This window comes from Nitrincola tapanii (assembly GCF_008368715.1).
Lineage (GTDB): Bacteria > Pseudomonadota > Gammaproteobacteria > Pseudomonadales > Balneatricaceae > Nitrincola > Nitrincola tapanii.
This window is the reverse complement of sequence record NZ_SMRS01000005.1, coordinates 1-12,001: the sequence shown is the minus strand read 5'-3', so window position 1 is coordinate 12,001 and position 12,001 is coordinate 1. Positions and strand designations below refer to the sequence as shown.

At 46.5% G+C, this 12,001-nt stretch carries 8 protein-coding genes and 1 rRNA gene; 5 read left to right on the top strand and 4 right to left on the bottom strand.

Features of this window, described 5'->3' with window-relative positions:
- Window positions 1-2 precede the first annotated feature (2 nt).
- A complete protein-coding gene (locus E1H14_RS07185; protein WP_160142039.1) occupies window positions 3-1,361 on the bottom strand; it encodes a TAXI family TRAP transporter solute-binding subunit in 1,359 nt (452 codons plus the stop codon).
- 208 nt (window positions 1,362-1,569) lie between these two features.
- Between E1H14_RS07185 and dacB the strand changes: the two genes are divergently transcribed.
- From dacB to E1H14_RS07160, 5 genes are all read left to right on the top strand, one after another.
- Window positions 1,570-3,036 (top strand): D-alanyl-D-alanine carboxypeptidase/D-alanyl-D-alanine endopeptidase, encoded by a 1,467-nt coding sequence (dacB, locus tag E1H14_RS07180; protein ID WP_149390785.1) that lies wholly within the window; start codon window positions 1,570-1,572, stop codon window positions 3,034-3,036.
- Between the two features lie 146 nt (window positions 3,037-3,182).
- Window positions 3,183-5,243, top strand: a complete 2,061-nt coding sequence (locus tag E1H14_RS07175; RefSeq protein ID WP_149390784.1) for a TonB-dependent receptor plug domain-containing protein — start codon at window positions 3,183-3,185, stop codon at window positions 5,241-5,243.
- A 102-nt stretch (window positions 5,244-5,345) separates the two neighbouring features.
- Window positions 5,346-7,346 carry a TonB-dependent receptor plug domain-containing protein gene (locus tag E1H14_RS07170; protein WP_235017415.1) on the top strand — a complete coding sequence of 667 codons (2,001 nt, stop codon included), beginning with the start codon at window positions 5,346-5,348 and terminating at the stop codon, window positions 7,344-7,346.
- 40 nt (window positions 7,347-7,386) lie between these two features.
- A complete protein-coding gene (locus E1H14_RS07165) occupies window positions 7,387-8,307 on the top strand; it encodes an ABC transporter substrate-binding protein (RefSeq protein WP_160142037.1) in 921 nt (306 codons plus the stop codon).
- The gene (locus E1H14_RS07160; protein WP_149390781.1) at window positions 8,304-10,913 is read left to right on the top strand and encodes a hybrid sensor histidine kinase/response regulator; all 2,610 of its coding nucleotides are present in this window, start codon (window positions 8,304-8,306) and stop codon (window positions 10,911-10,913) included. Before E1H14_RS07165 ends, E1H14_RS07160 begins: the two co-directional genes overlap by 4 nt.
- Here the strand turns inward: E1H14_RS07160 and E1H14_RS07155 are convergent.
- The 3 genes from E1H14_RS07155 to rrf all read right to left on the bottom strand — a co-directional run.
- Complete coding sequence (locus E1H14_RS07155) at window positions 10,910-11,284, bottom strand: hypothetical protein (protein WP_149390780.1); 375 nt, start codon at window positions 11,282-11,284, stop codon at window positions 10,910-10,912. The two genes, E1H14_RS07160 and E1H14_RS07155, sit on opposite strands and share 4 nt — an antisense overlap.
- Window position 11,285: 1 nt before the next feature.
- Window positions 11,286-11,780, bottom strand: a complete 495-nt coding sequence (locus E1H14_RS07150; RefSeq protein WP_149390779.1) for a DUF2489 domain-containing protein — start codon at window positions 11,778-11,780, stop codon at window positions 11,286-11,288.
- A 115-nt stretch (window positions 11,781-11,895) separates the two neighbouring features.
- Window positions 11,896-12,001: ribosomal RNA gene (rrf, locus tag E1H14_RS07145) — 5S ribosomal RNA — on the bottom strand; the annotation flags it as partial.

The window sequence follows — 12,001 nt, the reverse complement described above, 5'->3', positions numbered from 1 at the left end:
CCTCATGACGACAAGCGTGTTTCCAAACGCTGACGTATATAAGCAACATGTAAACGTAGATTATAGAACTCTTCCATATAAGATAGCGGCACCTCTGTGTTCGCCACCTCATCTTCCAATTGCCGGACTTGCTGCAGATAGCTGTGTAATTGCGCCTCGGTCAGGGCGCTTTCTAGAAGTGCATTATCCATCAGCCGGAGCTTACGATACCAGCGATAGATACGGCGGCGAATTCGCCAACGTAACGCCGGAGGTGCCATTCTAGATAAGGGGATTAAAATAGCCAGCAAGGGCAGGATTAAAATCGCCAAGCGATCAACCAGAATGGCCAAACCGAAGGGTAAATGCCGATACAGGAAACTGGGGCCTCGCTGGAAAAAATACTCAGCCTCCTCTGCCACGGGCAGATCCATATGCGCCAAGTTGGGGAAATACCCCTGAGGTGCCGTCAAAGAGGAGGTACTTTGTGCCTGGCGCGCCGCTTCTATTAAAAGCTGAACCAGAGCACGGTGCGCATCTTTACGGACCACTAGATACGCCGAGGGGGCAACCAACTGTACGTCACGCCCAGGCAAGTTTGCCTGAAGATCCACGACGCCTTGATGCAGAACAACGGGGCTTAGAAAAGGTAGCCGCTGACTGATCGCATTGGCGCGCACAAAATCCACGACCCCTAGTTCTGGATCCGCCAAAAGGCGCTGCAACAAAGGCGCATCAGCCGCCATGACGAAGCTGGCAAAATCGACACTTCCCTCTTTGAGCGCTTGATAAGCTGCTTCCCCACCCAATCCCTGCAGAGTCAAATCTGTCGAAATTCTGCCCAGGCTTTCTGTATGTAATTGCAGTAATCCTGTCATTAAGCTTTGGGTGCCACTACCATCCGCTCCAATGGCTAAATTGAGAGGCAAATAACTATCCAGATCAAAGAGTAGCTGATCTCCAGGTGCCTTTTGGGCAGAAAAATCACGCTGCCGATAAAAAATAAACAAGGGTTCGAAGGTAAGACTGACCACGGCCTGCAACTGATTTTCCACCCCTAAAGGGCGTGTACCACTTTGCACAATGGCCGCATCCACCTCACCCCTTAATAACTTTTGCCAATTTTCTACAGATCCAGCACTGGCGTGGCTTTCAAGCACAAAACCCTGCTCAGCAAAGTAACGCTGATAGGCCTGCCCCATACGTTCATAGGCGCCGCCGGGCATGCCGGTCGCGATTCGAAAACGCTCCGGCGGTGCCGGCTCAACAAAAGGCCAGGCCAGGGCGAATAACGCCATACCGAGTAGCAAAAAAGGTAAAATTACCTTGATATAATCCACACCTAGCCTCACGCCCGAGGCAAACAGCGGTCGTTTAGACATAAAAAACATCCTGATTCACGCAGCTGGGAATCCTCAGACTAACATAGGTCAGACAAGGGATCGAAATCGCGCACTGCGCATTACGCCGTCATACCCTTTCCGTCCATTTCGGCAGCGCGTATGATTCTGAACCTATTCATAGCATGCATTCGACTCAAGGTAGAGATTTGCGATGGGATGTACGATGAGGTGTACGATGGGATTTAAGATGCGATTTAAAATGAAGCGCTGGATCAACTATCTACTCGGTGGATGCTGTATCAGCCTGCTGACCAGCCTCAGTTTTGCGCAAACTCAAGAAGCTTCGTTGAACCGACTCATCAGCCAGCAACGCCTGTCGGCCGAAGCCATCGGCATCTGGGTTGAGCGCATAGGAGATTCGGCTCCACTGGCTACACATCAGCCTGAACGCTTATTTAATCCCGCCTCTACCATCAAACTGGCCACCACCCTGACCAATCTGATTGCACTCGGTCCAGATTACACTTGGCGCACTGAGATCCGTGCCACCGCACCGATTGAACAGGGCGTTTTGCGGGGTGATTTGATCTTACGTGGTAGTGGCGATCCGGGGGCCGTGAGTGAAGAGCACTGGCGCATGTTGCGTGATTTACAGCGCAGCACCGGCCTTAAACGTATCGAAGGGGATTTAATTCTAGATACGAGTTACTTCAATTTACCACCGGGTGATCCAGGAGCCTTTGATGGCCAGCCTTATCGTGCCTACAACCAGCTTCCACACCCCTTATTATTCAATGCCAACTCGATTCGTTTCCATATTCTACCTGAGCGCGGTTCAGACAAGATCCGTATTGAAGCGGAGCCGCCATTACCCGGAATGGAAATTGTTAATCAACTCACCCGTGGCAGCGGTAGCTGTGATGCCTGGCAACGCAATATACGTTATGAGGTCGAAGGCACCCGAGTGATCTTTTCTGGCGCCTATCCTAGCCAATGCGGTGCCTATGAACTCTTACGTACCGCCGTCGATCCGGAGTTCTATGCGGGCGAACTCTTTCGTTTACATTGGCAGCAATGGGGTGGAGAGTGGAACGGACGTGTACGCACTCACTCAGGGCCCGCCCTGAATGCTCAGTTGCTGATGGTACATCACTCACGTCCCCTGAGTGATCTCATTCGGGTGGCCAACAAGTGGAGCCATAATGTGATGACACGTCATATGGCCTTAACCCTTGGGGCCGAGCGTTTAGGTGAACCTGCTACCTTAGAAAAAGCACGTGTTGCCCTAAACGATGTTCTGAGCGAACTAGGCGTTAACACCTCGGGCATGTTTATCGAGAATGGTTCAGGTTTAAGCCGTTCTGCACGCATCAGTCCACAACAGATGGCGCAAATTCTTCAAGCAGGCTGGAGAAGTCCTTGGCGCCCTGAATTTATTTCCTCACTTTCCATTGCCGGCTTAGATGGGACAACACGACGTCAATATCGCCAAGATCCTAAGCGTGGCCAGATGCATTTAAAAACAGGCTTGCTCAATCAAGTCTCAGGCATCAGTGGATACCTCAGGAGTCAGTGTGGTGAGGATTGGTTAGTGGTGTTATTAATCAATCATCCCGAGGCACATCAAGGTTTAGGCACACAACTACAACAACAGCTCTTAGAGTGGGTCTATCAGCAACCTCACCGAGAAGGGCGCTGCCAAGGCTTGAACTGAGCCAAAGTAGACTGGACAAGTCTCGGTAGCGGTGTTTGAATAACCAAATATTTTTATGGATTTGCTCTCGCTGCAAAGGGTTGCGGCATTACTTTCATGTTTGAAAGCTAGCCCCTAGGCCCTTTCCAATCCAGCGGATCTTGATCATGCGTTTTTTTGTGTTTTTACCTTTATGTGTAAGTTGCATCTTAGTGTCGAGCCTTCAGGCTCAACCTGCCAGACATCTCCCCGATGAACAAGCGTTCTTAGCCGACATTCCACAGATCACCAGCGCGACACGCTTTACACAAACACTGACCGATGCACCGGTTTCGGTGACCGTCATCGATCGCGCTATGATTAGTGCATCCGGTGCACAAAATCTTCCCGATCTGTTTCGCCTCGTTCCTGGCTTTCAGGTCTTTCACGTCAACACCAACAAATACGGTGTGACCTACCATGGCATGAGTGATGATTTTCCCAATCGTTTAGAAGTGATGATTGATGGCCGTTCCGTGTATATGCCTCTGATCTCAGCACCCGATTGGACATCACTTGGCTTGCACCTTGAAGATATCGAACGTATTGAAGTGATTCGCGGCTCGAATACCGCCACTCATGGCTCCAACGCTTTTATGGGCGCAATTAATATCATCACCCGCATCCCTGCCGCAGAACCGAGAGCGGCACTTGTCTATACTCAGGGTTCCTTGGGAACTCAAGAGGGACATGCGCGTTTGACTCAATTGACGCCTCACGGTCACTACCGTTTGAGTATGACTCATCATACCAATGAGGGCAGTCAGCGTTATCAAGACAGTGCACAACGTAATTACTTAAATCTAGCCGCGAGCTTTACACCCACTTTATCCGATCAAATTGATCTGAATCTGGGTATAGATCGGGGGCATAAGGAAATTGGTTCTTTCAAAAAAGCAGATAGTATTGCTGTTCGTCAGGACTATGAAGCAGATTTTCAACATCTGCGCTGGCAACATTATCTGGACACACACAATAAACTTGTAATCAGCGCTTATCGCAATAGCTTAAACCTCAAGGAAGCAGCACCTACTGTATATGATTTTGCAAATTTTTTGGGTTTTACAAATCCAAATTCAGTACAGCTCGCTTATGCTAAAAGCACTGCCGAACTTAATCCCGGCCTAAGGTTTTCGGGAGAAAATGGCTACACTCGACAACAAGATTTACAAGTCACCTATGATTATGATCAGTCTAATATTCAACACTCTAGTGGTGTGGGTATTCGACACGATCTGGGTAGAAGCGATACGCTCTTCCAAAATGGCCATATCTCTGCAACCCGATATCGAGCCTTTAATAATTTTCAGATGGATTTGACACCAGAGTGGGTACTAAACCTTGGTGCACTTTACGAGAAACAAGCTTCAGCTGCCGATGCTAAATCCTTTCGTTCCGCTCTCAACTATCATGCATCGATCGACACGACTCTGAGATTGGGCTACAGCTACAGCGAACGCCTACCTTCACTGGCCGAGCAGTATGGCAATGCTAGCATTTTCTTGCCTGGACCTACCGGCCCTATAATCTATGATCAAATAAGTATCGAAAATCCTGACTTGAAAGCAGAAAATATTAGAAGTTTGGAGTTGGGGATCACAAAAGAATTTAATCGTATTCCCGGTTATTTGGATTTGAAAGTTTTCTCTGAAAAAGTAAATGACTCCATCAGTAGTTTCTGGATCTATACAGATGACATGGAAGACCAAAGAGTCAGAAACAATCAAAATATAGGTAATCTACAAAACACAGGCTCTGAGTTACAACTTAGATTACAGCCCACAGATAAATTATGGTTATCCTTGGCCTATAGCTACACTAGAGCACGTCATGAGAAATGGGCAACCGGTAAAATCAACAAAGATGGTAATATAAATTATTTCAATCGCCCACCTCACGCGCCCCGCCACACCTTTGGTGGCTTAGTGAACTGGTCACCATTACATAATCTTAATCTCAGTCTCGCGCACTACTATATGGATCATGTGTTTTGGCAGGAGGGTGATCGTAAACGCCCTTATAACCGAACCGATGTTCGTCTGTCCAAACAGTGGGATTTGAGCGCCGATCAAACGCTTGAGGCCGCCTTAACCGTACAAAATATTGCCAATAAAACCTACCAAGAATTTTATGATTTACACGACTTCGAGCGTCGTACTTTCCTGCAACTCAAGTTAAAATATCATTAAACATAAAAGGACTTCCAACCATGTCATGTAAGACGATCCCCTATGTCTCTTTGGGTTTTTGATAGACTGCGTTCTCGCTTATCTTGGAGCAGGTTGCTCGGTTTGTTCTGTCTGCCACTGAGTGGCCTTCAGGCACAACCCAATGCCCAGCACCTCAGCGAAGCGGATTTCTTAACCTCAATTCCTGTTGCCCAAGCCGCGAGTGGCATACGCCAAAGCTTGCATCAAACTCCGGCTTCAGTCAGCGTGATCGATCGTGCCACAATTGAAGCATCCGGTGCCACGAACCTGCCTGATCTGATGCGCCTGGTGCCAGGCTTTCAAGTCTTTCATGTAAACAGCAACAAGTTTGGTGTGAACTATCACGGTGTCACGGATGAGTTTCCTAACCAGTTAGAAGTCCGTATTGATGGCCGCAGCGTTTATTTACCCTTATTGAGCACGGTCGATTGGACCTCCTTAGCCCTGCATCCAAATGATCTGGAGCGGATCGAAATCGTGCGTGGTTCCAATTCCGCAACGCAGGGTTCTAATGCCTTTTTAGGCTCTATTAACTTTATTACGCGCCATCCTTCCCTTACGCCTAAGTGGGCAGCCGAAGTTCAATATGGCAGTCGAGATCGCAAGCACAGCCATCTGCAACACAGCTCAGCACTCGGTGATGGTTTTTATCGTCTGAGCCTGAATCATGAGCAGAATGCCGGCAGTTCTCAGTTCAAAGATGCAGCAGAACGCCTGTATCTGAATGGTGCTTATGCTTGGACACCCGACTTGCAGAATAACCTCACTCTACGTTTCGGATTGGATCAAGGCCATACACGTATAGGTTACCTCTTCCCCAATTCGGGCTTCCCGGATAAAGAGCGCTATATCAGTAAGCGTGACTACCAGGCAAATTTTCAACAGTTGGATTGGAGCAAAGAACTAAATTCGGGCATGCTGCGACATCTACGTGTGTCTCGCAGTGATCTTCAGCTAGATGAAATGCCGCCCAGTACTGAGGATTTAGTTGCCTTCTATCGAGATATCCCGAATTTCGGGATCGCTACACTCTTCCAACAACTCAATCCCAGTTTTGTCGGATATCGAGAGAAAGGTAAAGTTCAGACAAAAGATCTAGAGCTTGCTTTTGAATCAGACAAACATCAGAAGGTTACACACTATTCAGGTTTTGGCTATCGCGTAGAGTCTGCAGAAAGCCCCGTACTGCTGCAATCCGGTTTGATCGCACAAGAACGTTTTCGGGTCTTTTCATCCCTAGGCATCCCGCTCAACGATCAACTCTTGTTAAACCTGGGAGGCATGTATGAACGCCAAGCCTCTCTAGGTTCGGGCCAATCATTACGTAGCGCATTGAATTGGCAGATGGCTCCTAATCAATCGCTAAGGCTTGGGTACAGCCATAGTGAACGCTTACCCTCACTACTTGAACGACATGGAAACTATCAGATTCTCATTCCTTATCCACAACCTATCGATCAGGCCAATCCCAATCTAGAACCAGAGCTCAATCAAAGCTGGGAGCTGGGCTGGTTATATGAATTCACAGCGCTCCAAGCCTCACTGGATCTGCGTGTATTTGATGAACAAGTGAGTCGTGTATTGGTCAATACTCAACAAACAAACGGTGCAGGAACGAAAGACAATTTAGGAGGCTGGCACAATCGTGGACTTGAGGCACAACTGCGCTTTCAACCCAAAACTGATTTTTGGCTACTCGCGAATGCTGCTTATATCCACAATCGGACTCAACAATGGAGCCAAGGAGTTTTTGACAATTTTGTGGGAGGGCAACTACTGCCACGAACCACGCTGTCTATACTTCTAAACTGGCAAGTGCAACCCGATTGGACGGTGAACCTTACGCATTATTTTATGGACAATGCGACTTGGCGCAAAAGCTATGGTGTCTTGGAACCCCGTCAGAGCGCCTACCATCGCACTGATTTAGGTTTGAAATACCAATGGTCTACCACAGCAGGTCAGGAGTTTGAGCTGGCAGGTCGAGTGGAAAACCTTTGGGATAGGGATTATCAGGAGTTCTATCCTGAGAATCGACAAGAACGTCGCTTTTTAGTGCGACTCAGTATGTCAATTGACTGAGCTGATAACCGATATGTTGAGCAAGGATGTTGCAAAGACTTTGAGGTCAAGGCTAAGCCAAAGCGTACAACGGCTTTGGCTCGTCTGTCTTTGCATCAGCCCGCTGGCACAAGCGACCGATATTCCATTAGTTCTAACGGACAACAGCGGCATCTATCAACAATTTGCGCGGCTCATCAGTCAACGCACGGCGTTACCAACAGAAACACTCCTCCTGAATCAAGCCACACATGAGATACGTCAGCGCCCGATTGTTGTGGCGATAGGCACACGTGCCTGTGAAGAACTCGCCAGACATACACAATCACCAACGCGTCTCATCTGTACTTTTTTACCCTCGCAGGCATTTCAACATCTTATTGATCATCCGCAAAAAGCAGACACGGATATTGAGCGCGCAATCGATGCCGTGTTTCTGGATCAGCCGATTCAGCGTCAAGTCGCTTTAGCGAGATTATTGGTTCCCCAAGCCAAATATCTTGGCACTCTCTATGGAGAAAGTTCACAGATCTATCAAACCGAAATAGAAGAGTATGCGCAGCAATACGGGTTTCTAACACTCAGCGACTTCTTGCGTGAAGAGGGTAATCCTGTACAAACCTTGACGCCCTTGCTGGAAAGAAGCCAGGTGTTTTTAGCACTACCTGACAGCACTTTATTTAATCGTACCGTTACTAAATGGCTGCTGTATATCAGCCTACGCAATCGTGTCCCGCTGATTGGTTTTTCGGAAAGTTATGTGGATGCCGGTGCACTGATTGGTGTTTACTCAACCCCTGAGCAACAAGCACAACAGGTGGCTGAAACCCTGAGCGCCATTCGGCAAGGAAGAAGTCCCGTCCAGGCTTTTCCTCAATACTTCACCTTAAAAGTGAACAGCAACACCGAGCGCACTTTAAGGATGCGCTTACCGAGTCTCGATCAACTTTCGCAAGCACTTCTCCAGGAAGAGATGCGATGAAAGGACTGCATCACACCAGTATCCGCCAGCGCGTCCTTTTTTTATCCCTAGTCCCCATGTTGATCATCACCACCATTTTAGGAGGTTATTTCACCGTCACTAAGCTAGCCGATAGTAAAGAGGCTCTTCTCGACAAGGGCGCTCAATTGACTCGTCTTCTCGCAGCGGCAGCCGAATTTGGAATATTAAGCTCAAATCCCAGTGAGTTAGCGCCACTCAGTCAACGCTTGATTCGAGAAGCTCTGATTAGTGATGTAATCTTTTATAACGATAAAAAAGAGATGATCTATCGTGAAGCAAGCTTCAGCATTTCAACACCTGAATTTAATCAGGAGGTTATCTATCAGGATGAAATCTGGTACTTCGTACGGCCCGTTTTTATAACCTATGTTCAGTTAGATCAGAATCCAGAGTTTTATCCAAAAGAGGACGAGGGAGAGATTATCGGCTGGGTTGCCATTTTGATTTCGGATAAACCTATTATTCAACGACAACTTGAAATTCTATTACGAAGTTTATTAATTATTGCTATCGGCTTTTTACTGACCTTTTTAATTGCCAGCCTTTTTGGACGAAGAATCACTGAACCCATCAGTGGATTAAGTGAAATCATTTTTAAACTACAACGCGGGGATCTCGGTGCAAGAGCCACGCGCATTGCTACAGATGAATTGAATACCCTAGGGCAAGGAATCAATCAGCTTGCCTCCACCGTGCAGGAAGCGAATAGAGAGTTAGAGAGTCGAATTCAACAAGCGACCTATGCCTTGAAACAAAGCCTAGCAAATGCCGAAGTGACCAATCGCGATCTAATCGATGCGCAAGAGAAAGCCAAAAAAGCCAATCAAGCCAAAGATGCTTTTTTAGCGCGCATGAGCCACGAGTTACGTACCCCCCTTACCTCGGTAATTGGCTTCACCCAGATGTTAAAGATGGATCTGTCAGAAAAAGAACGAAATCAATACATCGGTATCATCGATCAAACCTCTAAGACCCTTCTGAGCTTAATCGATGATGTTCTCGATTTTTCTAGACTACAATCAGAAGCCATTAAAATCGAAAGTATTTTATTCGATCCTAACGAGCTGATATTCCGGGTTTTAGAAATGCATGCGCCGTCCGCGCACAGTAAATCTATTGAGTTACACTGCTTATTACCCCAGCCTCTGCCCAATAAGCTTAAAGGTGATCCTACCCGATTAAGGCAGATCCTGACCAATCTGCTTGGTAATGCCATTAAATTTACAGCACAAGGTGAGGTGTGTTTAAACCTAGATTACGACCTAGAGCAAGGTAAGATACATCTTAAGATTCAAGATACCGGCATAGGTATCAGAGAAGAATTTAAAGCAAATCTATTCGAAGCATTTTTTCAAGCAGATAGCAGCATTAGTCGACGTTATGGTGGCTCAGGATTAGGACTAGCAATTGTTGCGCGTCTGGTTAACCTCATGAAGGGCGAAATTCACTTCACGAGCCAAGAAGGTAAAGGCACAGAATTTATCGTCAGCTTACCTTTAGAGTTAGCTGAATCCAAACCCGTATTTGAAGTACCCAGTCATCTCAATATTGCCGTACTAGATCAGGATCCGACTTCAAGGTTGTCATTGGGCTATCTTCTGAAAGAGATCTCAGACCGAGTTGCTTTCTTCCCTAATGCGAAAGAGTTTGTGGACAGCACGTATATAGATTACAGCCATATTTTAGTTAATTTAATGGCACGAGAGTTTAACTCAAAGAATCTCAACATTCTCCTTCGACAATTAAAGCTTAAATACAAATCATCTGAAATCATTTTATTATCTCCGAGCGACGTACATATTGAGCTTAAGCACTCACATATCAGTGCACTCCCCAAACCTGTGGAGCCTAAACGACTTTACCAACATTTACATTTAGATGTTAGAAGCGAAATTTCTTATCAGCATTCTGTAGAAAAATCCTTACCCAAACCGATTAAAGTTCTATTGGCAGAAGACAATGACTTCAATCGCCTGCTCGCCAGTAAAACCCTGGCACAATTAGGCGCAGAAGTGATTGAGTGTGCAAATGGCAAGGAAGCAGTTGTCGCCAGCAAAACACATCAACCCAGTCTTATCCTTATGGACATCAACATGCCGGAAATGGACGGCATTCAAGCATCCGCTCTGATTCGGCAGGCTCTCAGCTCAAGTCGAATTGTTGCACTCACTGCCAATCTCTCTGCAAGAGAAGAACAGGCATTGGCCGACATCGGCATATCAGAGATACTCTACAAACCTTTAGATAATCAGAAACTTTTCGCCCTACTTAAAGAAACCTATCAGACTGTATATGGTGAAACTCTTAACTCTTATCCAGAAGTTTCTGTACCCGCTGTCACAGACCAAGCACTTCAGGACGAATTAGAAAAGCGCCTCCTTGCTATCCAACAACAAATTCATCGTAAGGATTGGTCCGCTCTCAGTAGCGAGCTGCATCAACTTCAGGGAATTGCAGGCTTGTATGATCAGCCCGAGCTTGAGCAAACAGTGCATGAACTCATGGATGTATTACAAGCTCAAGACTGCCGAGGTTTATGGAAGCTTTTTCAACGTTTAGAGAGAATTTTACGATCAAATCACTAGAAGTCTTTGTAAACCATCTCTTTAGAAATAAGTAGCTCTAGCTTTTCTCGAACTTTTAACACTCTAGCGCGGCCAGATCTGTCATAGATATAACCATCTATTCCTGAGCCTGCTGGTAGATCCACTCCATCACCTTCATGTATTAGAATCAAGTCTCGGCGTATCTCTTCTAGATCTGGATCATGGCTAATGGGATAACCTAAAAACATATCCCACTGTTCTTGAGCAAGCTCTCCGGATTCTAGGGCTTGGAGTATTTTTAACACCTCGACACGAGAGGGGCGATAGCCTGGAGTTTTTCCGAAAGCCAATGCCAAGACAACCCCTATCAGCACTAAGAACGTGACTAGAAAGATGATTAGATATTCCATATCACCTATTCTTAATGAGTGGATGACTTAAAAGATACTGTACGGATGCCTGAATTTCTGATGCATGCTTCACTTCTAACCCTTGCATAAACTCTGCAAAACGCGATTTATCTTCTTCGGCTAGGGCGCGCCATGCCTGTAGTCTCGGTATATGCAGAGTTGAATCATAAATAAAGGTCAGGATTTTTAACTCTTGGCACAAAGAGAAATCGGGTTGCAGATTATCAACTAAAACCTTGAGTCGAATCGCAGCTTCAATTTTACCAAGTTGATTATCCTCTACGCCCTGTGCTATTAGGGTAATACTATCAATGATATAACGCTCTTTTTCTTTCTTAGTCCGCTCAGCTAACTGTAGCTGCTCGGCCTGGTTCCGTTTCAGTCGCTTCAAGCTCTTCCACTGGCCATAAATAATTTTAATCAACCAAAGCACAATAGCCGTGACCAGGAAAATCAGGACATAAATCCAGAGTTCGGGCAGTTCAAATGAGGACATGCAGGCTCCTTAGGTTAACTATGGCCTAAATTTTACTTGATAAGGATTCAATCTGATCATTTTTTGGCATAAAAAAACCCCCACCACGAAGTGGTGAGGGTTTCTCGTATTAGGTGCCTGGCGATGACCTACTCTCACATGGGGAGACCCCACACTACCATCGGCGATGACGCGTTTCACGACTGAGTTCGGAATGGGATCAGGTGGTTCCACGTCTCTAT